At 63.1% G+C, this 22,001-nt stretch carries 21 protein-coding genes and 1 riboswitch; of the genes, 3 read left to right on the top strand and 18 right to left on the bottom strand.

Translation table 11 applies throughout. The features are described 5' to 3' along the window. Window positions 1-89 precede the first annotated feature (89 nt). Entirely contained in the window at window positions 90-1,223 is a 1,134-nt protein-coding gene (locus B9A97_RS11480; protein ID WP_084365546.1) for a cobalt-precorrin-5B (C(1))-methyltransferase, read from the top strand. Further along, window positions 1,213-1,896, top strand: coding sequence for a cobalt-precorrin-6A reductase (locus B9A97_RS11475; RefSeq protein WP_084365458.1), 684 nt, complete (start codon window positions 1,213-1,215; stop codon window positions 1,894-1,896). The genes B9A97_RS11480 and B9A97_RS11475 overlap by 11 nt, the downstream gene beginning before the upstream one ends. Window positions 1,897-1,927: 31 nt before the next feature. Here the strand turns inward: B9A97_RS11475 and B9A97_RS11470 are convergent, their stop codons facing one another. The 11 genes from B9A97_RS11470 to B9A97_RS11420 form a co-directional block, all read right to left on the bottom strand. Further along, window positions 1,928-2,362: an SRPBCC family protein gene (locus B9A97_RS11470; RefSeq protein WP_084365457.1), complete on the bottom strand. Its 435-nt coding sequence runs from the start codon at window positions 2,360-2,362 to the stop codon at window positions 1,928-1,930. Continuing rightward, the gene (locus B9A97_RS11465; protein WP_084365456.1) at window positions 2,355-2,690 is read right to left on the bottom strand and encodes an ArsR/SmtB family transcription factor; all 336 of its coding nucleotides are present in this window, start codon (window positions 2,688-2,690) and stop codon (window positions 2,355-2,357) included. The genes B9A97_RS11470 and B9A97_RS11465 overlap by 8 nt, the downstream gene beginning before the upstream one ends. A gap of 167 nt (window positions 2,691-2,857) precedes the next feature. Continuing rightward, entirely contained in the window at window positions 2,858-3,406 is a 549-nt protein-coding gene (locus B9A97_RS11460) for a chemotaxis protein CheD (RefSeq protein ID WP_084365455.1), read from the bottom strand. Window positions 3,407-3,556: 150 nt separating this feature from the next. Continuing rightward, complete coding sequence (locus B9A97_RS11455) at window positions 3,557-4,516, bottom strand: nucleoside hydrolase (RefSeq protein WP_084365454.1); 960 nt, start codon at window positions 4,514-4,516, stop codon at window positions 3,557-3,559. 126 nt (window positions 4,517-4,642) lie between these two features. Continuing rightward, on the bottom strand, window positions 4,643-5,101 hold the full coding sequence (locus tag B9A97_RS11450; protein ID WP_084365453.1) for a GFA family protein: 459 nt from the start codon (window positions 5,099-5,101) through the stop codon (window positions 4,643-4,645). A gap of 54 nt (window positions 5,102-5,155) precedes the next feature. Then, entirely contained in the window at window positions 5,156-5,944 is a 789-nt protein-coding gene (cobM, locus tag B9A97_RS11445; RefSeq protein ID WP_084365452.1) for a precorrin-4 C(11)-methyltransferase, read from the bottom strand. Then, window positions 5,941-7,974, bottom strand: a complete 2,034-nt coding sequence (cobJ, locus tag B9A97_RS11440; protein WP_143530415.1) for a precorrin-3B C(17)-methyltransferase — start codon at window positions 7,972-7,974, stop codon at window positions 5,941-5,943. Before cobJ ends, cobM begins: the two co-directional genes overlap by 4 nt. Next, window positions 7,974-8,714, bottom strand: a complete 741-nt coding sequence (cobI, locus tag B9A97_RS11435; protein WP_084365451.1) for a precorrin-2 C(20)-methyltransferase — start codon at window positions 8,712-8,714, stop codon at window positions 7,974-7,976. Before cobI ends, cobJ begins: the two co-directional genes overlap by 1 nt. After that, window positions 8,711-9,940, bottom strand: coding sequence for a precorrin-6y C5,15-methyltransferase (decarboxylating) subunit CbiE (gene cbiE / locus B9A97_RS11430; RefSeq protein WP_084365450.1), 1,230 nt, complete (start codon window positions 9,938-9,940; stop codon window positions 8,711-8,713). Before cbiE ends, cobI begins: the two co-directional genes overlap by 4 nt. Next, window positions 9,933-10,568 carry a precorrin-8X methylmutase gene (locus tag B9A97_RS30005; protein ID WP_210189697.1) on the bottom strand — a complete coding sequence of 212 codons (636 nt, stop codon included), beginning with the start codon at window positions 10,566-10,568 and terminating at the stop codon, window positions 9,933-9,935. The genes cbiE and B9A97_RS30005 overlap by 8 nt, the downstream gene beginning before the upstream one ends. A 926-nt stretch (window positions 10,569-11,494) precedes the next feature. Further along, on the bottom strand, window positions 11,495-12,901 hold the full coding sequence (locus tag B9A97_RS11420) for a sirohydrochlorin chelatase (protein ID WP_084365544.1): 1,407 nt from the start codon (window positions 12,899-12,901) through the stop codon (window positions 11,495-11,497). A 361-nt stretch (window positions 12,902-13,262) separates the two neighbouring features. Here B9A97_RS11420 and B9A97_RS11415 point away from each other — a divergent pair, with 361 nt between their 5' ends. Beyond that, window positions 13,263-14,048 carry a TSUP family transporter gene (locus B9A97_RS11415; RefSeq protein WP_084365448.1) on the top strand — a complete coding sequence of 262 codons (786 nt, stop codon included), beginning with the start codon at window positions 13,263-13,265 and terminating at the stop codon, window positions 14,046-14,048. Window positions 14,049-14,065: 17 nt separating this feature from the next. On the opposite strand, the gene cobO is transcribed toward B9A97_RS11415, so the two are convergent. Genes cobO through B9A97_RS11380 form a run of 7 tightly spaced genes read right to left on the bottom strand, consistent with a single transcriptional unit; the run spans window position 14,066 to window position 21,463 of the window. Beyond that, complete coding sequence (gene cobO / locus B9A97_RS11410) at window positions 14,066-14,695, bottom strand: cob(I)yrinic acid a,c-diamide adenosyltransferase (protein WP_084365447.1); 630 nt, start codon at window positions 14,693-14,695, stop codon at window positions 14,066-14,068. Window positions 14,696-14,712: 17 nt separating this feature from the next. After that, the gene (locus tag B9A97_RS11405) at window positions 14,713-15,129 is read right to left on the bottom strand and encodes a GNAT family N-acetyltransferase (RefSeq protein ID WP_244564188.1); all 417 of its coding nucleotides are present in this window, start codon (window positions 15,127-15,129) and stop codon (window positions 14,713-14,715) included. A 10-nt stretch (window positions 15,130-15,139) separates the two neighbouring features. Further along, complete coding sequence (locus B9A97_RS11400; protein WP_280164080.1) at window positions 15,140-15,529, bottom strand: GFA family protein; 390 nt, start codon at window positions 15,527-15,529, stop codon at window positions 15,140-15,142. A 1-nt stretch (window position 15,530) separates the two neighbouring features. Then, the gene (cobN, locus tag B9A97_RS11395; protein WP_084365444.1) at window positions 15,531-19,490 is read right to left on the bottom strand and encodes a cobaltochelatase subunit CobN; all 3,960 of its coding nucleotides are present in this window, start codon (window positions 19,488-19,490) and stop codon (window positions 15,531-15,533) included. Window positions 19,491-19,497: 7 nt separating this feature from the next. Continuing rightward, window positions 19,498-20,577: a cobalamin biosynthesis protein CobW gene (gene cobW, locus B9A97_RS11390; RefSeq protein WP_084365443.1), complete on the bottom strand. Its 1,080-nt coding sequence runs from the start codon at window positions 20,575-20,577 to the stop codon at window positions 19,498-19,500. Between the two features lie 3 nt (window positions 20,578-20,580). After that, on the bottom strand, window positions 20,581-21,105 hold the full coding sequence (gene cobU, locus B9A97_RS11385) for a bifunctional adenosylcobinamide kinase/adenosylcobinamide-phosphate guanylyltransferase (protein WP_084365442.1): 525 nt from the start codon (window positions 21,103-21,105) through the stop codon (window positions 20,581-20,583). Window positions 21,106-21,109: 4 nt separating this feature from the next. Beyond that, window positions 21,110-21,463, bottom strand: a complete 354-nt coding sequence (locus tag B9A97_RS11380; RefSeq protein WP_084365441.1) for a hypothetical protein — start codon at window positions 21,461-21,463, stop codon at window positions 21,110-21,112. A gap of 145 nt (window positions 21,464-21,608) precedes the next feature. Next, a riboswitch (cobalamin riboswitch) is annotated at window positions 21,609-21,978 on the bottom strand. Window positions 21,979-22,001 lie beyond the last annotated feature (23 nt).

The following is a 22,001-nucleotide window of genomic DNA, read 5'->3' as shown; positions in this document are numbered from 1 at the left end:
GATTGTCTATGCCCCCCACGGCGGAATTGCAATCGCCGAAGGCGTTGGCGCGGCTTCCGCAGCGCGCCGGACTGGCCTATAACAGGGCCATGAGCGGCGCAGAAAAAGACCAGCCCAAAACGACAACCGCCCTCGATAGGGTGCCTGAAAACGCGGCGTCGCTGCGCACCGGCTGGACAACCGGTGCCTGCGCGACAGCTGCGACCAAGGCCGCCCTCACGGCCCTTTTGACCGGCACCTTTCCAGACCCCGTGACGATCCGCCTGCCGCGCGGCCAGGAACCGGCCTTTGCGCTCGCCCGCGAGGGCCTTGAGGCAGACCGTGCCGAGGCCGGCATCATCAAGGATGCCGGTGATGATCCTGACGTTACCCATGGTGCAACGGTAATCGCCTCGGTGCGTTTCCTACCGTCCGGCAGCGGCATCCGCTTTGTGGCAGGCGACGGCGTGGGCACGGTGACCAAGGCCGGCCTGCCGATCGGCGTAGGCGAACCGGCGATCAATCCAGTGCCCCGCGCCATGATGACGGCGGAGGTCGAGGCGCTCTGCCAACAGCATGGACGGGAGCCGGATGTCGAGATCACGATATCGATCCCTGGCGGCCAACAGCTGGCGACCCAGACCTGGAATCCGCGTCTCGGCATCGTCGGCGGACTGTCGGTGCTGGGCACGACAGGCATCGTCAATCCCTTCTCCTGCTCGGCCTGGATTCACTCAATTCATCGCGGCATCGACGTGGCCAGGGCTGAAGGCCTCACCCATGTACTCGGCGCGACAGGCTCGACATCCGAAAAAGCTGCCCAAGCCTTTTACGGTCTGCCCGATGGCGCCTTGCTCGACATGGGCGATTTCGCCGGGGGGCTTTTGAAGTATCTGCGCGTCCACCCCGTGCCGCGGCTGACGATTGCCGGCGGCTTCGCCAAGATGACCAAGCTGGCGCAGGGCGCCATGGACCTGCATTCGTCACGCAGCCGAATCGAAAATTCCTATTTCCTGTCATTGGCTTGCGCCGAAACGCTGGACACTGGCGTCCGCGACCGGATTCAAAATGCCAATACCGCGCTCGAAGTACTTGAAATCATGACGGAAGAATCCATCGACATCGCGTCGGAGATCGCCGTGAACGCGCGGCAGACGGCACTGTCCGTGCTGCGCGGCGCGCCTGTTGATGTCGACGTGATCATCACGGACCGCAAGGGAAAGATCATCGCCCATGCCCCGTGAGAACCACGAGCGAATCCTCATCCTCGGCGGAACGGCAGAAGCCACGGCGATGGCGGCCCGTCTGATCGCGGAGGGAAAGCAGGTCATATCTTCTCTTGCTGGGCGGACGGTCGAGCCCGTGCTGCCTCCGGGCGAGGTGCGGATCGGCGGTTTTGGCGGCAGCGAAGGCCTGGCGCGCTATCTCCTGGAAAACCACATATCCCTCGTCATTGACGCGACGCACCCGTTCGCCTCGCGGATTTCACAAAACGCGCAGCTTGCCTGCGATAGCACTGGTGTGCCTCTAAAGGCACTTCAGAGACCGCGCTGGGAGCCCCGCGGGGATGACCACTGGACGTCGGTCCAGGATCTGACGCAGGCCGCGAGGGCGCTGCCAGGGGGCGCGAGGGTGTTCCTGGCCCTGGGACGCCAGTATCTTGATGCTTTCACGGGACGAACGGATTGCCATTTCGTGATCCGCATGATCGATCCGCCGGCCAGCCCCTTACCCTTCGCCAGCGCCGAACTGGTGCTGGGCAAGCCGTCGGACGAGGAGGAGGAATGCGCCCTCCTCATGGCTCATGCCATTACCCATCTGGTCTGCCGAAACTCCGGCGGCCCAGCGGGCTACGGCAAGATCGCCGCAGCCAGAAGTCTTGGCCTGCCCGTGATCATGGTGGAAAGGGCAGGCTGACGGCTGCCGGAACCGGCAGCCGTCGTGAGGGTCAAGCCAGTTCCAGGAGACCGGCACAGTTCTCGATGATCGCGCTCCAGCCCCGGCGATGGCCGTCCCTGGCCTGTTCGCTGCGGAACTTCACATGCCTCAGGGTGATATCGGTCACGCCAGCTCTCGGCTCTGCGAAATCGATCGTCACGACGCTATCATCAAGCGACAAGGGCGACTCCCAGGTGAACGACAGATGACTGTGGGGGTCGATCGCCAGATAGGTTCCGGCATGGGCCACCTCCTTGTCCGGCATGACCATCACGATCGAAAAACGGCCGCCCTTCACCGGATCGTTCGCCACGCGCGATACGGCGCTCTCGCCGCTTGGCGGCCGCATGAACTTCGCCATCAGGTCAGGCGAAAGCCAGGCATTGAAGACCTTCTCGCGCGATGCTGGTATGGTACGGCTCACTGTCAGTTCCAGTTCACTCATCTTCATTTTCCCCTGTCACGAGTACGTGTTCGAGCGCCGCCAGGCGCAATTCCCAGATGGACTTCAGCTGCGTGAACCAGGTCTCCGTGAGCTTGAGTGGTTCAAGCTCCGCGGCGATGAAATGCTCGCGCCCCACAGTCCGGCGGGTGACCAGCCCTGCCTCCTCCAGCACCTTGATATGCTTGGAAACGGAGTTCAGCGACATGTCGAAATGTGCGGCGAGTGCGGTCACTCTCAACGCGCCCTCTTGAACGAGCAGCGTCAGGATGTGCCGGCGCGTCGTATCTCCAGCAGCCTTCAAGATACGTGACAGATCGTCGTCGTCCATTCATTCACCCTATTGGTTGAATATCGAAAGTTCCGACAATAGTCAACCATATGGGTGAATGATTTTCTACGCGCATGCTTGCGAAAGGCGACGCGCTGCAAGCATCCCCGCTCAATATGATCAGGAGCAACATGGTGATGGGTTAGGAGGATCTGGCTGCGATGCCTTCAGCGCCGATGACCCGAGGCCGATTTCGCCGGCGGCGGCTCAACTGCGGTATTCATGATCGTGGCCATCGATTTTCCCGAGACCGGCCAGTATTCCAGCCGGCAGCCCAGGGCCCCACCGACGAAGGACTCGACTATCGTGATGCCCCTGGTGGTCAGAAATTCGGTTGCGAACTCGATGTTTCGCTCCCCCACGGTGGATCGACAGGTCAGTGAGCTCGCGCCACCGAATATCTTGGCTTCCATGCGCTTGGGAGACGCCCCCCGGGCCACAAGCTGATCGATCAGCCGCTCCATCAGGAAGCAGCCATAGCGGGATTGGTCGCCGGCCTCTGCGCGTTGTCCCATCGGAGTGGGCAGGACAAAATGGTTCATGCCTCCCACGCCGGCCTTGGGATCGCGGATGCAGGCGGCGACACAAGATCCAAGAACAGTCGAGATCATGACGCTGGGATCTTTCGTGACGTAATACTCGCCTTGACTGATCACGACGCGCCGGACCGCCTCAACGGCCTCGCTCGGTGGTACAGTCTTCCACGAAATTGTCATGGTTTTTCAGATCTCTATAGTTGTACCCCCGGTACAGGGGTACATGGCTACGCCTTAATAGGACCTTACCGAATTTTATAGATCTCTAATTTTTTGATGATGGTTAACGGGCCGATAACCGTGTCGGCCCGTTACACCTCAATTGGAACATCAGTCTTCTCGAACACTGACGATGGTGTCGTGGATGATCTTCAGAACAGCGGGGGCGTCAATGCCAGTGCAGATGGTCTGGGAGGGCAGGCCATCCCAATCCGAGGGACCAAATCCGCGCCCTTCCGGCTTCTGCACGGTCATGCCATCCGCAATGCCGCCGCACACAACGCGGATCGATCCCTTGCGGGTCGTAAACAGCTCGGGAGCCACGACATAGACGGCCGCACAGCTGTCATGGATCACCATGCCATCCGGCACGCGGCTTTCGTAGAATTTGATGTAGAACTGCGACAGATCGAACAACAACTGGGCGCGGCTGCCGGCCGCGTCGCGGATATCGGCCAGCGCTTGGCGGGTCATCACGGTCTGCATCGTCACGTCGAGGCCGACCACCACGACGGGCCATGAGGCGGTAAACACCATGTCGGCCGCCTCAGGGTCGCCATGGATGTTGGCCTCGGCCGCCGGCGTGACATTACCGCTGGTATGGAACGCACCGCCCATGATGACGACCTGCTTCACCAGCTTGACGATCTCGGGGTCTTCCTTGAGCGCATTGGCAAGGTTCGTCATGCGACCGACGGCCACCAGGGTCACCTCGCCCGGATTGGCGCGGATCGCTTCGACAATGAAGCGATGGGCCGGGCGCGGATCAAGCGGCACATCAACCTGCTCCGGCACGCCGATATTGCCCAGGCCGTCATCGCCATGGATCGAGGTTGGTGGCGCATGGCTAACGCGGTGCGGAATGAAGGTTTCCCCCGCACCCCGCGCGACAGGCGCATCGATCTTCCATTCCCGCTTCAGGAACAGCGCATTGCGCGTCGTCGTCTCGATCAGCGCATTGCCGAAAACGGTGGTGATGCCGATCAGGTCGATCTCTGCATGGTGATGCAGAAAGAGCAATGCCATGGCATCGTCGACGCCAGGATCGGTATCATAAATGACTTTGTGCATGGGAAGCCGCCAGGGTGCTAAGAGAAACGCGATGGCGCCGTCGCGCCGACCTCCGGCTTATCCCAGCGAACTGGACCATTCAAGCCGCGAAACGACAGGCGCAGGCAATACCGCGAAGGCACCGTGTCAGGCCTGACGCGACGTCGCGTATTGCGCCATAAGCTCCGGAAAGCGCTCCATCGGTGGAAAGACCTCGAAGCTGTGGACGGCCGGCGTCGTCACCCACGACAGCTTTTCCGCCACGCAGGTTTCGATGAACGGCGCCAGATCGTCTGCACCATCAAGCATCGTCGCCCTGACATTGACGAAGGGTCCCATCATCTCGGCGCGTGTAAACACCCAGCTGAGGCAATAGGGACAGAAATAGTGATGCAACTCGCTATGCATGCCCCCGATCACGGGCTCCAGGCCGGAGACCTCCACGGCATCCTGCGGGTAGAGCGCGCTGAGCGAGAAGGCGCTCGCGGTCATCTTCCGGCAGCCCTCGCAGTGGCAGGCCATGGTGATCAGCGGTGCGCCATGGGCTTTCAGCCGCAATTGCCCGCAACGGCAGGCGCCCTCCCGGATGCTCGCAACGTCGTTCATCTGTCCCCTCCGATCATCAGGCACAATAGCCCCTGCGTCATGGGACGCAACCGCCTATCCGGCCGCCTTGGCCTTCTTCGCCTTCTTGCCAGCATTTCTGAGCACGTGGGTAAAATCGGCATTATAGAGATCGCTGTCGCGAAACTCGACCGACCCAAAAACCTTGCCGAGCATGATCAGCGCCGTGCGGGTGATCTTGGCCTTGCGCACCTCCTCCGCCATGCCCTTCAATGTCGTGCGGATGAAGAGTTCGTCCGGCCAGGTCGAGCGATAGGCGATGATGACGGGGCAATCCTCGCCATAATAGGGGGTCAGCGTGTCGCGAATATGGGTGAGGTTCCGGATCGAAAGGTGAATGGCGAGCGTCGCGCGGGACTTGCCCAGGATGTCCAGCGTCTCGAACTCCGGCATCGACGACGCCTTCATCTCGGTGCGGGTGACGATGACGGTCTGGGCGATTTCGGGAAGGGTCAGTTCTGTCTTCAGCCGCGCCGCCGTGGCCGCGAAGGCCGGCACGCCGGGCACGACGTCATAGGGAATATCAAGCGCGTCGAGCCGGCGCATCTGCTCGGCAATGGCGCCATAGATCGAGGGATCGCCCGAATGCACGCGCGCCACGTCCTCGCCGCGGGCATGGGCCGCTTGAATGTCTGCGACGATCTCATCGAGATGCATCGGCGCCGTATCCTTGACGATGGCACCTTCCGGAGCCGCCTTGACGATTTCCTCCGGCACCAGCGACCCGGCGTAAAGGCAGACCGGGCAGCGCTCGATCAGCCTCAGTCCGCGAACAGTGATGAGATCGGGGGCGCCCGGCCCCGCACCAATGAAATAGACGGTCATGCTTCGCTTCCCTTCATTCCGCTGCCGGCTTTGCCGGAATAGCCGCGCGGCGTGTAGACCCAGGTCTTGCCATCGCCGGTTCGCACAGTTCGGCTCTCGGACGAGCCGACCACCACGACCGTCAGCATGTCGACATCATCGACATTCAACTCCCCGAGCGGCACGACGCGCACCAGTTCCCCCTCGCGACCGAGATTGGTGGCGAGGATAACAGGTGTGTCCTGCGGTCGGTGCTTCACCAGTTCGTCCCGCGCATAGGCAAGCTGCGTGCGACGCTTCATCGACACCGGATTGTAGAAGGCGATCACGAAATCGCCCTCCCCCGCCGCCTTCACCCGGCGCTGGATATGCTCCCAGGGGGTTAGGAGGTCGGAGAGCGAAATCGTGCAGAAATCATGGCCGAGCGGCGCGCCGACACGGGCAGCGGCGGCCTGCAGCGCCGATATTCCCGGCGAGACCTGCACCTCTATCCTGCTAGCCGCATCGGTGATCCCGCCCTTATCGAACAGTTCGAACACCAGGGTCGCCATGGCATAGATGCCGGCATCGCCGGAGCAGACCAGGGAAACGGCCTTGCCCTCACCCGCCAGTTCCATCGCATGCACCACGCGCGCCTCTTCCTTGCCGAGATCGAAATCATGGCGGACCTTGCCCTCAGCCAGGGGCCCAAGCAGGTCTAGATAAAGCGAGTAACCGACAAGATCGGTGGAGGCGGCGACCATCTGCGACACTTCCGGCGAGCGCCACTGATCGGCGCCCGGCCCGATGCCGACGACGAAGAGCTTGCCGCGCGCCCGGCCGATGTTGTCAGGATCGACGAGATCGGCTGCACGGGCAATCGCCGCCGTCGCTCCCTTCGACTTGATCTTGGCAACGACGAGCTCGCCAGACGCGCCGGTCGCAGCCAGTGCCGCACCTTCGGCCACGCCATGGCAGCCAACCTCTGCAAAAACCACGTCAGACGGGTTCTTGAGCCGCGGCGCCTCCTGCTCCAGCCGGGCGGCGGTGAAGAAGCGTGCGGGCACACCGAAATGCCGGGCGACCGCATGGATCGCCGCCTCGTCTGCCTTGAGATCGATGGATACGACGGCCGCGAGGCTCTCCCGCGCCAATCCGGCCGTCTGCAAGGCCTGTTCGGCCAGCGCAATCGCTTCTTCAGCCGACGCATGGCGCTCACAGCCCATGCCTAGCACCAGCGTCTTGGGGTGATAGACCAGCTCCAGGCCGTCAGGTTTCTTTTGTGTATCGGTCACGGTCAGCGTCACGCGGGCCTCTTTGTCGAAGGGAAGTCTTGAATTGTGGAGCCAGGCGGCGATTGGGGTTTCACGGGAGCCAGTCGTGCGGGACATACCCCCCTCCGGCCTGCCGGCCATCTCCCCCTCAAGGGGGGAGATCGGCTGGGAGTCCCGTTCGGCATCCCCAGATCCGACAGCGACGGTCGAGACGCCTGCGGCAATCCGATCTCCCCCCTTGAGGGGGAGATGGCCGGCAGGCCAGAGGGGGGTATCCGAGCACGGTACGCCAAGAGTCAGCCGCACCCCCGCACCCGCCACAAGCTCTGCCATCACAGCCTTGGCATTGCCAGGATTGGCGAGCACATAACCCGCAGGCGGCTGGTCGAGTGCCACGCCGAACTTCAGGTCGCCGGCGGTGGTGATTGCGGCGTGGCCGCCAAGTTCAGAGGCAATCTGCCGCGCCAGGTCGTTGGCACCGTGATGGCCGCCAAGCAGCGGCACGACTGAGGAACCATCCTCAGACACCGCAAGCACCGGCGGCTCCCGGTGTTTGTCGGCAAGAACGGGTGCCAGGATCCGGATCAGCGCGCCCGAGGCCATGACGGCCACGACAGGGCGTCCGGCCAGGAACAGGGATTGGAGATGCGCTTTGGCCTCGGTGAAAGACACATCGGCGCCCGCGACCCGCGCGGCTGCCCCATGCAGCTCACCACCCAGCGCCCGCGCAATGCGTTCGCCGGTCTCACGGGCAGCCTCCGACAGTATCACCACAGCGGGTCTTGGCTCCCCGGTCATCAGCCGGGCTCCCGGCTATCGCTGGCCGATGACCCGAGGTGCCAGTTCTCAGACCCCTTGTAGATCAGGATCTGGGAAAAATAGGGCGCGGTATCGCCGGGCACATCAGCCAGCGGCAGCAGCCGTTCCTCATCCAGGCTGACGCGTTCGACATAGGCGGCCTTGGCTGTCAGCCCCATGGCATCGATCAAGGCCCGAAGACGATGAAAATGCCGGCCCACCTTGATGATGACAATGGCGTGCGCCGCGTCGATGCGCGCCCGCATTGTCGCATCGTCAAGAGGCCCCGGCACCACCGACAGCACGTCATTGCGCGCCGCAAGCGGACGGCCGAGGGCGGCAGCACTCGCCATGACGGAGGACACACCCGGCACGACTTCCGTCGGATAGCGCTCTGCCAGGCGTTCGAACAGATACATGAACGAGCCGTAGAAGAACGGATCGCCCTCGCAGAGAACAGCGACATCACGCCCGGCATCGAGATGGCTCGACAGCTCGCGCGCGGCCGCATCATAAATGTCCTGGGCCGGAAAACGCTCGATGCGCATCGGCACGACGATCGGCACCTCGATCTGGCTCGCGAGCAGGTAGGGCGCCACGATGCGACGGGCAAAGCTCGGGCCGGTGTCAGGCGCCGGATAGGCAATGACAGGGGCTGATGTGAGGATGCGATGCGCCTTCAAGGTCAGCAGTTCAGGATCACCGGGCCCGAGACCCAGCCCGTAGAGTTTGCCGCTCATGTCTCACCGCCTTTGGTCACGGCCCAGATCGTCACCGGCATCAACGCCTTCCAGCCGCAATAGCGGCCGACCGGGGCGGCACGGCTGACGGCAATGCGGGTGAGTTCGCCGCCATGGGCTTGGCGCAGCATGGCAAGCCGCGCTTCTCCCTCAACGGTCACCGCATTGGCAACCAACCGTCCCCCAGGTTGCAGCGCGGTCCAGCACGCCTCGAACACGCCCTCATGTGTGATACCGCCGCCGATGAAGATCACATCGGGATCATCAAGATCGAGCAAGGCATCCGGTGCAGATCCCTCGACGATTCTGAGATCCGGCACGCCGAGCCTCCCAGCATTCGCCTCGATCATGGCCACGCGTTCCGGCTTGCTCTCGATTGCCACCGCCTCGGTGCCCATGCCCGTGCGCAGCCATTCGATGGAGATCGAACCGCAACCCGCACCGACATCCCAGAGGGTGGCATTCGGGAAAGGCGCGAGCAGGGAGAGCGTGACCGCCCTCACCTCCCGCTTGGTCAATTGGCCATCATGCCGGAAGGCATCATCGGGAAGACCGGGGATCAGCGCCTGCAGCGGTCCGCCACCGGCGCAATCGATCGCCAGCGCAAAGAAATCCGCAATCTCGGGCGGTTCCTCGCAGAACTCCTCGGCGCTCAGGTCCAGTCGTCGCTCGGCCACACCGCCCATGTGTTCAAGTATGGCCAGTTTCGAGCCGCCAAAACCCCGGGCAACCAGCATCTCGGCGACTTGGCCCGCCGTCTCCCGATCCGACGTCAGAGCGATGATGCGCGCCCGCGGCAGGATATGGCGATTGAGATGCTCAACCGGACGACCATGGAGTGATATCTGCGCCACCTGCTGCAAGGGCCAGCCCAACCGGGCGGCCGCCAGCGAAAAGGCCGATGGGCTTGGCAGGATGCGCAACTCCTCGGCATCGACATAGCGACGCAAGGTGGCACCGATGCCAAAATGCATGGGATCGCCTGTGGCAAGGACCGTGACCGGCTGGCCACGCAGTTTCAACAGCGCCTGCAGGGTATCTCGGAAGCCGGCGCTCCAGTTCAGGACGCGCTTGAGGTTCGGCAGCGTGCCGCCCGCCAGCACGCCCTCCAGCCGTTCCCCGAGCACAATGGTCTCGGCCTGCCACAACAGCGCCTGCGCTTCCGGCGTCAGGCTCTCAAGCCCGTTGTCGCCAACCCCAATCACTGTCAGCCACACCTTAGTCATTGGCACCAAGGCCTCCCGCGATGGCGTTGACGGCCGCCGATGCCATGGCAGAGCCACCGCGCCGGCCGCGCACCGCAATATAGGGAATGCCGCTGCGACTAGAGATCAAAGCCTCCTTGCTTTCGGCGGCGCCGACGAAACCGACGGGAAAACCGAGCACAAGCGCCGGCATCGGCGCCCCTGCATCCACCCGCTCCAGGAGCCGGAACAGCGCTGTCGGCGCATTGCCGATCGCCACGACAGCGCCGGCCAGATGCTGGTCCCACAGATCGACCTGCGCGGCGGACCTGGTATTGCCGATCTCGGCCGCCCGCGGCCGCACGCGCTCATCGTTCAAAAGGCAAAGAACCGGATTGTCATCGGGGAGCAGCCGCCGGATGATCCCGTGACGCACCATCTCGGCATCGCAGAGGACAGGCGCTCCTTTCAGAAGGGCTGCCGCACCCGCCTCGAAGGCCCCCTCGGAAAAAGCAATGTCATCGACCACATCGATCATGCCGCAAGCATGAATCAGCCTGATAGCCAAGGCTTCCATGCCATTGGAAAAGCGGGACAAATCCGCTTCTCGCCGGATCGTGGCAAAGGACTGCCGGTAGATTTCCGCGGGATCGCGGATATAGTCGCTCACGGACGCAATCTCTTCGCTGGCGGGGCCAGAGGCGGCCACCTTTAGGGCTTCGTGACCGATGCCGAGCACCCAGCCCTCCTCGGAAAGCGATGTCGCCACCTCCGCGTCAGACAGCATCGGTGGGCGATCAAGTAGCCTGCCAAGCCGCCCGTCCGCGTCAAAGCGGGCAAAGGCTTCGGCAACCGTCCTGACCTGCGCCTGGTCCCTAACCTCGTCCTGAGCGATCAGAGCGAACAGCGACGGATAGATTTCGGCGAAAACAACAGGCTTGGCGAAATTCGCAGCAAAGCCGGTCTCGAACGGCCATACGGCGACGTCTTTCCCGTGGTCGCTCTCGTCCAGAAAGCGCGACAGCCTGGCAATGCCGAGCAGTGTCTGGCTGCCCACGGAGCCGTTGTAGCTCAATTGCCAGACGGATTTCGCTCCCTTGGCAAACTGTTCCGATCTGCGAAAGGCAAGTGGCGCCTGGGCCGGTGCCGGCGGCTTCTTGTCGGAGAGATTGGCATAGACATGCTGATGCGGCCGTCCCCAGAAGCGCGGCTCGCCGGAAAAATGAATTGCATTCCAGCGCGAGGCGAGATCGAAGCGGTTGTTACGGTTGTCGGACGCATCCTCGATTTCGTCGGCGATCTTGCGCCAGAGGGACCGCCAGTTGGGCTCCTGCGCCAGCCGCTCGGCGGTTCCCTCGGGGTAACCAAAGGCGAAGTCGAAGCCACAAAGCAGACGATGGCCTTCGGCGACGGCTGAACCGACCACCGCAGCAAGCCGCTGCATGAAGGCGTGGCGCGTTGAGAAATTCTCGTTCCACTCGATCGCATGACCATCGCCCTCGCGCCGGACGAGGCACGCCCAGAGCGAGTTCTTGCCCGTGACCGGTTGACCGGCCCCGGACCAGTCGACGATCAGATAGCGGTCGAACAGCGCCATCACTTCTTCTTCTGCATCGATCTCGGTCCCAGCGGATGGTCCGCATGGGGATAGGGCGCGTGGTGATGATCATGCCCGTGCCCGTGGCCGTGACCATGGGCATGGTCATGCGCATGACCGTGCGAATGGTCGTGATGATGCCCGTGGTCATCGTGGTGATGGTGCCCGTGGTCATGATTGCGGTCATGCCCATGGTCGTGGTGGTGCCCGTGGTCGTGGTGATGGTGACCATGATCGTGATGGTGACCGCAGCCGCAGTCCGGCCCATGCTCGTGACCATGGGCTTTCCCCGTCGACGGCGCATCCATCACCGCCTGAAGATCGGCATCGGGTGCTGCATTCATCAGATGAGCATATTTTCCGCCGAGGGTGACGGAGGCGCCGTAATCGAACACCGGCTCCAGGGCATTTGGCTCCGCATGGGAATGCAGCGGCGTAAACGGCAGGCCATGCTGGCGACAGAAATCCTCGTCACGGCAGGAGGCATCGCAATCCCCCTTGCACGGACAGTTTTCCAAGCCGCCGCCGATCCCCTCGACATGGTGGTGATGGCTTTCCTGGGGCCGCCCGATATCCGCCTCGAAACCCAGCACCTGTTCGCGGTACTTGCACATCTGGCAGTTCATGACCGCCTGCCCTTCCAGCGTCTCGCGCACGCGGTCCTGGAAGGCGTCGAGCACCAGCGGGTGATCGTTGAGATAACCCGCCTTGACGAACTGGATCTCGGGATGACGGGCCGCAACCTCGTCCGTGTAGGAATAGATGCGCTTCACCAGCACGCCGGTGAACAGGAAATACGGGAAAACGACGATGCGCTTGTAGCCGAGCTTTGCCGCATGGGTCAGACCGGGCTCGACCAGCGGAAAGGTCACGCCGGAATAGCAGGTTTCGCCCCAGCCAAAGCCCATGCCTTCCCAGAGCATGCGCATGACCTTCGTGGCGTTGGAATTGGCATCTGGATCGGACGAGCCACGCCCGACCACCATCAACAGCGTGTCGTGGCGATCGACGAACCCATGCTCGGCATTGACCGCATCGACAGCCTCCTGGATTCGATCGCCGGCCGCCCGGATCATCTTCAGATCAATGCCAAGTTCGCGGCCATAATTGATCACGAAGCCGGGATGCTGGGCCTGGTAGGTATTGAGGACAGAGGGGATGTCGTTCTTCGCGTGACCGGCGGCAAACAGCATGCCCGGCACGGCGAGAACGCGCGTCACCCCTTGCGCCCGCAGGCGATCCAGCCCCTCGGCAATGACGGGGTTGCAGAATTCGAGGTAGCCATACTCGACCGGCATGTCGGGATTGCGGGCCTTCAGCGCCTCCGCAATAACAGCAAACTCCCGCGCCGCGTTCTGATTGCGGCTACCGTGTCCGCAGACCATGATTCCGAGTTTTTCCGCCATATGGGCCTCCTGCTTCGCAAAAATCGGCATGTACGAAGCGCCGGAGCCGCCTCAAGCGGTTCCATGGCCATTGGGACAGCTCCGGAATTGGCCCCCTGCTTGGGTCGGCCGCACCGGACTATTTCCAGCCTGTCGAACAGGCGCCGTCGCACATGGCAAGAGCTTTATCCAGTCGCCTGCATCAGGTCAAACCCGTTTGCGTCATTCTCGCCGCCATCTGCGCAAAGCCGGGCTCACCAACATCAGAGGCGGATTATTTGGCGAAACTGGCGCCAATCGACCTTTCAGGCCGCAAGCAATTCTGCGATAGCGATGCGCCCCCGGATCAACCCGAGGCACCACACCATTCAAGGTCATTGCCGTGCCTGAAATCATGCTTCACACCCTGTTTCTGCTGTTCCTGGCAGCGGTCTTTGCCGGCTTCGTCGATTCGATTGCCGGCGGCGGCGGTCTGATCACCCTCCCCGCGATGCTGATTGCCGGCATACCGCCGCTGGAAACGCTGGGGACGAACAAGCTGCAGTCGCAGTTCGGATCGGCTTCGGCGACGATTGCCTATGCCCGGCGTGGCCATGTAGACCTGAAGGCGCAATTGCCGATGGCGCTCGTCGCAGCGGCCGGCGGCATCATCGGCGCGGGATTTGCCGCCATGGTGCCCGGCGATGTCCTAAGGGCAATCATGCCCGTGCTCCTGGTGTCGATCGCGCTTTATTTCGCGCTGAAGCCAAATCTCAGCGACCAGGACAGCCATCGACGCATGACACCATTCCTGTTCGGGGTCACATTTGTTCCGCTCATTGGCTTCTATGACGGCGTGTTCGGCCCAGGCACGGGATCGTTTTTCATGCTGGCCTTCGTTTCGCTTGCCGGCTTCGGCATGCTGAAGGCGACCGCGCACACGAAGTTGCTGAACTTCGGCTCGAATGCCGGCGCCTTCCTCGTCTTCGTCTTCACCGGCGCGGTGCTCTGGAAAATCGGCCTGATCATGGGGCTTGGCCAGTTCCTCGGTGCGCAGATCGGCTCGCGTTTCGCCATGCGCGGCGGTGCCCGCATCATCAAGCCGCTGCTGGTCCTCTCCTGCTGCGCGATGGCTGTGAGGCTGCTGGCCGATCCCTCCAATCCCCTGCGGATCTGGACCGGCCTCTGAGTCGTCGTTCGCAGAACTTAAAACTCGACGCCGATCTGCGCCTTGATACCGGAGCGGAACGGGTGCTTCACCAGTTCCATCTCGGTGACCAGATCGGCGATCTCGATCAGTTCTTCCTTGGCGTTGCGGCCAGTCAGCACCACATGGGTCATCTCGGGCTTCTCGCTGGAGAGAAACTCCACGACCTCCGCAATATCGATATAGTCGTAGCGAATGGCGATGTTGATCTCGTCCAGCAGCACCATGAGGTTTGCGGGATCGCGGATAAGTTCCTTGGCTTTCTCCCAGGCCGCCTTTGCCATGGCGATGTCGCGGGCCTTGTCCTGGGTTTCCCAGGTAAAGCCCTCGCCCATGGTGTGGAACGCACAGACATCGGAAAAATGCTTGAGGATCAGATCCCGCTCGCCGGTCGACATCGCGCCCTTGATGAATTGCACGACGGCGCATTGGCGGCCATGGGCGATATGGCGGAAGATCATGCCGAAGGCGGCCGATGACTTGCCCTTGCCCTTGCCGGTATGGACGATCACCAGGCCCTTTTCGCCTGTCTTGGTGGCCATGATCTTCTCACGGGCGGCCTTTTTCTTGGCCATCTTCTCGGCGTGACGCACGAGGTCAGCATCGTCAGGAAGTGTTTCCGCGGTCATAATACGCTCTCCAACTCCTAGAATGCCTTGACGAACCAGATGCGCTGCGGTGCGCCGCCAGCGGCCGGCAGCCGACCCATTTCGACATAGCCCTCGCGACTGTAAAAGCGCGGCGCCTGGAAATCGAACGTGTCGAGATACACACCTGCCAAGCCCCGATCCCTTGCCAATTGCTCTGCCGCGGCCAGAAGCCGGGCGCCCACGCCCTGGCCGCGGACCTCGGCCGTCACCGCCAGATACTTGACGAAGAACCAGCCCTGAACCTCAGACCCGACCAGCCCGCCGAAAAGATGTCCATCGGCATCACCAGCCCGGAACTGCACGGTATTGGGCTCGAAGGGACGGCCCAGATCGCGCGCGGAGGCATCGAGGATGTCCAGCACCCCCTTGGCAAAATCCTCGTCTTCCGCATCGACAAGGCTGATATCGACCATTCTATCCATCCTATGCTTCATTCTTCGGCAAGTCGTCGACCACGTTGAGCCACGAAACCCGCTCGCCCCAATAGCCATGTTCACGAATGATGATCGACGATGCATCGTCAAGGCTTGCGACGTAAAAATCAATCTCGTCAGGACGTTGGTCGGACACATAGGACATCGGCGAACCGCAAGTTCCACAAAATCCGCGGCTCACGCCCGGCGACGAGGCATACAGCCGATAGCTATCTCCTGATATTTCGGCATCCGACCGGGCGACGGTCACGAAGGTTGTCAACGGCGAAGACGTCGCCCTGCGGCACGCTTGGCAATGGCAATGCAGCGCGCCACGCACCGCGCCTGATATTGTGAAGCGGACGCTCCCGCACAGACAGTGACCTGATAGCCTCGCCATATCACACGACCTCCCGCGCCAGCGCCTCAAGCCCATACCGGGCCGAATTGCTCTTGGGCGTCCACAGCCCGCGCTCGATCGCCTCGATCAGGCGTTCCGCGAGGTCCCGCAAAGCAGGCGCATTCTTGTCAGCCATGAACTCGCGCACCCGATCATCCAGGACAAAGGCCTGATACACGGCCTCGAAATGGTGGTCGCGCACCGCACCCGTGGTGGCCGAGAAGGCAAACATGTAATCGACCGTCGCCGCGATCTCGAAAGCGCCCTTGTAGCCGTGGCGCATGACGCCGTCGATCCACTTGGGATTGACCACCCGCGCGCGCACCACCCGGCCGATCTCCTCCTCAAGCGAGCGGATGACGGGCCGCTCCGGGCGAGAATGATCGTTGTGATAAACGCGGGGCCTGTTCCCGGCGACGTGTTCGATGGCGGCCGTCATGCCACCCTCGAACTGGTAATAGTCATCGCTGTCCAGCAGGTCGTGTTCGCGATTATCCTGGTTCTGCACCACGGCCTGCACGCCCCGCAGGCGCTCCTCCAACAGGCCGCGCTCGGCCTTGCCCTCGACATCGGCGCCATAGGCGTAGCTGCCCCAGACCAGATAGGCCTCGGCCAGATCGGCCCGACGCTCCCAGCCTTTTTCATCGATCAGCGCCTGAAGGCCAGCCCCATAGGCACCCGGCTTGGAACCGAAGACCCGATACCCCGCACGGCGACGCGCGGAGGTCTCGTCGGCCCCGCCGGCCATCAAGTACGTGGTCTCGGCCCGGACGCGGGCCGCAATCGGGTTGTCGGCCTCGTCCTCGTCAAGCGCGGCCACAGCCCGGACCGCCTTGTCATAGAGCGCGATCTGCTCGGGAAAGGCGTCGCGAAAGAAACCGGAAATCCGCAGTGTCACATCGACCCGCGGTCGGCCCAGCAGCGCTGGCGGAAGGATCTCGTAGCCCGTCACGCGTCGCGACGCCATGTCCCAGACCGGCTTAACGCCGATCAGCGCCAGCGCCTGGGCGATATCATCGCCGCCGGTGCGCATGTTCGACGTCCCCCAGGCCGTGAGGCCGAAGGAAACCGGCCATTCGCCATTGTCCTGGGCATAGCGGGCAACCAGCAGTTCGGCAGATTTTTTGCCGAGCTCATAGGCCGCCGGCGTCGGCACCGAGCGGCTATCGACGGAATAGAAGTTGCGGCCGGTCGGCAGCACGTCAGGACGTCCGCGCGTCGGTGCGCCCGAAGGTCCCGGCGCCACAAACCGCCCGTCGAGCCCCGTCAGCAGGCCGGCAATCTCGGCCGGCCCGGATTGCAGGATTGACGGTTTCAACCGGCATTCGATCTCCTCAAGCACGGTCCTGGTCCGATGCCAGTGATCAGGACAGGCGATCTCGCCCGCCACCAGTGCGGAAGCCAGAAGTTCGATGCGCTCTACGGTGTCACCTTGGGTTCGCCACGGCTGGTCGGTGAGGCCGGCCAGGATGTCGGGGCGGGGACCGGTCCAATGGGCGGACATGCTGCAGTCGAGCGGGTCGAAGTGGGTTAAGCCGCCAGCGTCACTTTTCGGCGTACCCCCCTCTGTCCTGCCGGACATCTCCCCCTCAAGGTGGGAGATCGATTTGGGGTTGGCGCCTTGATCTTGCTCAGCCTTTTCCGATTGAGCGGGCGGCATCGCTGGGTCGATCTCCCCCCTTGAGGGGGAGATGCCTGGCAAGGCAGAGGGGGGTATTCCGGTCGCTGAAGCAGGCGCGGAATGTCGTGCCCCACAAAGTCCCGCATCCCAGGCAATCGCCCGCTGCAGGCTTTGGTCGCCGCCCTCACCCGTTCCGCGCGGCACCCGCGCCAGCGCCACCGTCAGGTCCGTCAACAGCCGTCCTTCCGGCGCCAGGCCGAAAATATGCAACCCATCGCGGATCTGCATCTCCTTGAGGTCGCAGAGATAGGCGTCGAGTTTTTGGAGTGCCACGTCCTCCGCCTCGCCTGCGGCAATGCCCGCATCCTGGTCCAGGCCGATATCGGCGATGAGTTCCAGGATCTGCTTTTTCAACAGCTTGAGGCGCCTGGGATCGCCGCCGGCAGCCTCGTAATACTCGTCCACCAAGGCCTCGAGATCCTTGAGGGGTCCATAGCTTTCCGCCCGTGTCAGCGGCGGCGTCAGATGGTCGATGATTACGGCTGACGTCCGTCGCTTCGCCTGGGTGCCCTCGCCGGGATCGTTGACGATGAAGGGATAGAGATGCGGCAAGGGACCAAGCACCGCCTCGGGAAAGCAGGCCGGCGAAAGGGCCAGCGCCTTGCCCGGCAGCCATTCGAGATTGCCGTGCTTGCCCATGTGGATCAGCGCATGGGCACCGAAGGTCCGCCTGAGATAGGCATAGAAGGCGAGATAGCCATGCGGCGGCACGAGGTCGGGCGAATGATAGCTTTCCTTCGGGTCGATATTGTAGCCGCGCGCTGGCTGGATGCCGACCGCCACCTGTCCAAACCGGGCAATCGGCAAGGCAAACACACCCTCGGTGAAAAACGGATCGCCTTCCGGTGCCCCCCACCTCGACGAAACCGCATCCTTCACAGGAGCAGGAAGAGATTCAAAGAACTCTATGTAATCATGTAGGGAAATGACCTCGCGGATCTCACGACCATCTCGGGCGGCATTGGTGGGGCCAGCCATGAGATAGGAAATCAGCGCGTCGCCGTCCGTTGGCAGGCTGCCCGTGTCATAGCCAGCCGCCTGCATCGCCCGCAACACTTCCATCGTGCCAGCCGGCGTATCGAGGCCGACACCGTTTCCAAGGCGCCCGTCGCGGTTTGGATAATTGGCCATGATCAGGGCCACGTGACGCTCAGCCGGGGGCGTCGAGCGAAGCCGCGCCCAGTTGGCGGCAAGCCGTGCTACGAATGCCGCCCTGTCGAAATCGGGATCGTGACTGACGATATTGGTTTCCACCCGGGCATCAAAACGTGCTGCCGCCTTGAAGGAAACGGCACGGGTCATGATGCGGCCGTCGACCTCGGGCAGCGCGACATTCATCGCCAGATCGCGAGCCGAAAGGCCTTGGGCTGAGCTCGCCCAGGCCTCCCGGCTGGAGCTGGAAAACAGTGCCTGCAATACCACCGCGCCGCCCTCGTCCAGCACCGTCGAGGCGCCGACACTGCCAGGGGCCGATACCGCAAAGCCTGTGGTGTTGAGGACGACGGCCGGCGGTGCTTCTGCGAAAATCGCCCTGATCGTCGCGACCGACACCGAGTCCTTGAGGCTCGAGACGAAGACCGGCAGGGCGCTGAGGCCCTGCTCGGCAAGCGCCGCGATCAGCGCTTCCACCGGCCTGATCTCGCCACTCTGCACCAGCGCGCGGTAGAAGCAGATCGCTGCGACCGGCCGGTTTTGCGGCGCCAGCTCCTGCCATTCTCCAAGACCGACAACCCCGCGGCCGGGCCACCAGATGCCGGATTTCAGCAGCGGCGCGGCAGGCCCAGGTCGCTCGCCCTCGCCCAGCATGGCCGCAGCATAATCGACAAAGGCCCGCGCATTGGCATCCCCGCCCTCGACAAGATAGGACCAGAGTGCCGACCGATCCTCGCTGGAACATGCGTTGAAGCGATCGAGCCCCGGATCCAGTTTGTCGTCGCCCGGCAAGACCACGATACCAGCACCCGACCGGCGGGCTGCGGCATGCAAAGCTTCCAGTGCATAATGGAAGTAGCTGGCGCCTCCCAGCGCCCGCACCACGATCAGCCGGGCATGGCGGGCGCTGCGCTCGACATAGGTGTCCACCGACATCGGGTGTTTCAGGCTCATCAGGCTGGCCAGCCGGAAGCGCGGTCCGTCGGTCCGCGCGGACACGGCAGCGGCAATCGCCGCCAGTTCAGTATCCGCCGCCGACAGGAACAGCACGTCGCCGGGTGTCTGGCCAAGATCGATCGCCTCCTCGCCGTCGGCAATCGAACCCTTCTGGGCTAGGAGGAGATGCATGCCGCGCTCACACGGCGCCCTGCACGGCCTCGACGACGGCGCTGAAATCCCATTCATGCAGGCCGATGACGACGAGGCGCGTTTCGCGCTTCTCGGTCGAGGTCCAGGGACGGTCGAAATAGGTGTCGATGCGGGTGCCGACCGCCTGGATGACCAGCCGCATCGGCTTGCCGGGCACATCGATGAAGCCCTTGAGGCGCAGGATGTCATGGGTCTCGATGACCGGCTTCAGCCGCTCGACGAATTCGGCGGGATCGGCAATCGATCCAAGCTTCAGGACGAAGCTTTCGAATTCGTCATGGTCGTGATGGTGCAGATGGTCATGATCATCGCCTGCCGCATGGGCCGCCTCGTGCTCCAGCTCGTGATGCGACTTGCGGTTTGCAATATCGTCCTCGGTGCCGGCACCGATACCGAGCAAGACGATCGCCGGAACCTCACCATTCCTGGCCTCCACCAGCGCCGGCTTGCGCGCGGTCCGGCCGGAGACCTCGGCACGCACGGCAGCGATGCCTTCCGCATCAAGCAGGTCGGTCTTGTTGAGCACGATCAGGTCAGCGCAGGTGAGCTGGTCCTCAAACAGTTCCTCGATCGGGCTCTCATGATCAAGGCTCTCGTCGGCGGCGCGTGCCGCATCCACCTTGTCGTGGTCATCGGCGAACCGGCCGGCCGCGACCGCGGCGCTATCCACCACGGTCACAACGCCATCCACGGTCACGCGGGTGCGGATGTCGGGCCAGTTGAAGGCCGCGACCAGTGGCTGCGGCAAAGCCAGGCCCGAGGTTTCAATGACGATATGGTCCGGCTTGACGTCCCGCTCCAGCAGCTTCTGCATCGTCGGCACAAAATCATCGGCAACCGTGCAGCAGATGCAGCCATTGGTCAGCTCGATAATGTCGTCTTCGGTGCAATTCTCCGCACCGCAGCCCTTCAACACGTCGCCGTCCACGCCGAGATCGCCGAATTCGTTGATGATCAGCGCGATCTTCTTGCCATTGGCATTCATCAGCATGTTGCGGATGATCGTTGTCTTGCCGGCGCCGAGGAAACCCGTGATCACGGTTGCCGGAATCTTTTGCTGCAACATGGTTCAACCCTTCATTTTCAGCGGCAATCCGGCCGCGACAAAATAGACTTCGGCCGCAACAGCTGCGACCATCTGGTGAAGTCGCCCGGCATGATCGCGGAAATCCCGCGCCATGCGGTTTTCGGGCACGATCCCAAGACCGACTTCATTGGAAACAAACACCACCCGGGCGGAAAGCGTCGGCAGCAAGGCGGTCAGCTCGGCGCAGCGCGCCGGTATGTCCGCCTCGTCCAGCATCAGGTTCGTCACCCAGAGCGTCAGGCAATCCACCAGCACGACCCGGTCGGGCGCATCGATCCGCCGCAGGATGTCAGCGAGTTGCACCGGCTCCTCATGGGTCATCCAGCCATCACCCCGGTCGAGGCGATGTTGGGCGATCCGATCGCGCATCTCGTCATCCCAGGCGCGGCCGGTCGCCACATAGTGGCGCTCAAGCCCGGACTGGCCGCACAACTCCTCGGCAAAGCGGGACTTGCCGGATCGGGCACCGCCGAGAACCAGCACCGCCCTCGAAATCAGACTGGACATGCCTTCACCGCCCTTCCACAGGCGCGGCGAACAGCCCACCCGGACGATCGGCAAAAGCCACGGGTGGCCGCACCCCGGTCAGGGGAATCGGAGAGGCAAACAGCGCTCCAGAACCAGAGGCTGCTGGAGAGGGCGGAGCCTTGCCATCGGCGAACAAGGAAGATGCCGGGACCGCCAATTGGCCTGCCAGCGGCTGGCGCCCAGGCGCTGCCCCAGGTGCCGAATCGATCAAAGCATCCGGAGGGTCTGAGACGGGCGGTGCCGGCCTTGGCATGACAAGCGGAAGAACGGCAAAGGCAAGGGCGGCCAGAAGCAGCACCCAGAAGCCAAGAATCAGGGAAGGAAAGGGTCGAACCATGCTAGCGCCTCCCCGCGGAGGAGCGCAGGAAGGACATCAAACACGAAATGCCGGCACGTGGCCGGACTCGTCCACCAATACTGTCTGTCGCCACGACAACCTCCGTGCTGGCAACGGGGCAACATGCCCCAGGTCGTGGGCTCCCGAGGGGCCCGGCACGGATGGCAGGTCTCCTGGCTCGCGGTTTCGGTCCGGTTGGACCATCGGTGTCCCCTCGCCTTCCCGGCGCGTCACGGCATTGTAAAGAGCGGACGATTCGTAGATCTGGAGGCGTCCGCCCTGGTTGCTCACAATGCCACGCCAGTGGCTTTTCCTCTCTACCGTATCCGATACCCGTCCGCAGCATGCGGTCCGGTCGCACCAGAAACAACAGATCGGATGGGGATACCTCGCCGCTCTACAGTCGCGGGGTCGGCTGCGATAGAGGCGCCCTGTCTGGGTCCGCCTTTTCACATTCCCTTTTGCTTCCCGCCCTCCCTTGCAAGACGACAGGAACCATCCTTATGACCAGATGATTAGGCCCGCCACAGGGGGAAGT

The organism is Rhizobium sp. RU36D, from assembly GCF_900176345.1.
Taxonomy (GTDB): domain Bacteria; phylum Pseudomonadota; class Alphaproteobacteria; order Rhizobiales; family Rhizobiaceae; genus Allorhizobium.
The sequence above is the reverse complement of the archived record's forward strand: the minus strand, read 5'-3'. Positions and strand labels throughout refer to the sequence as shown.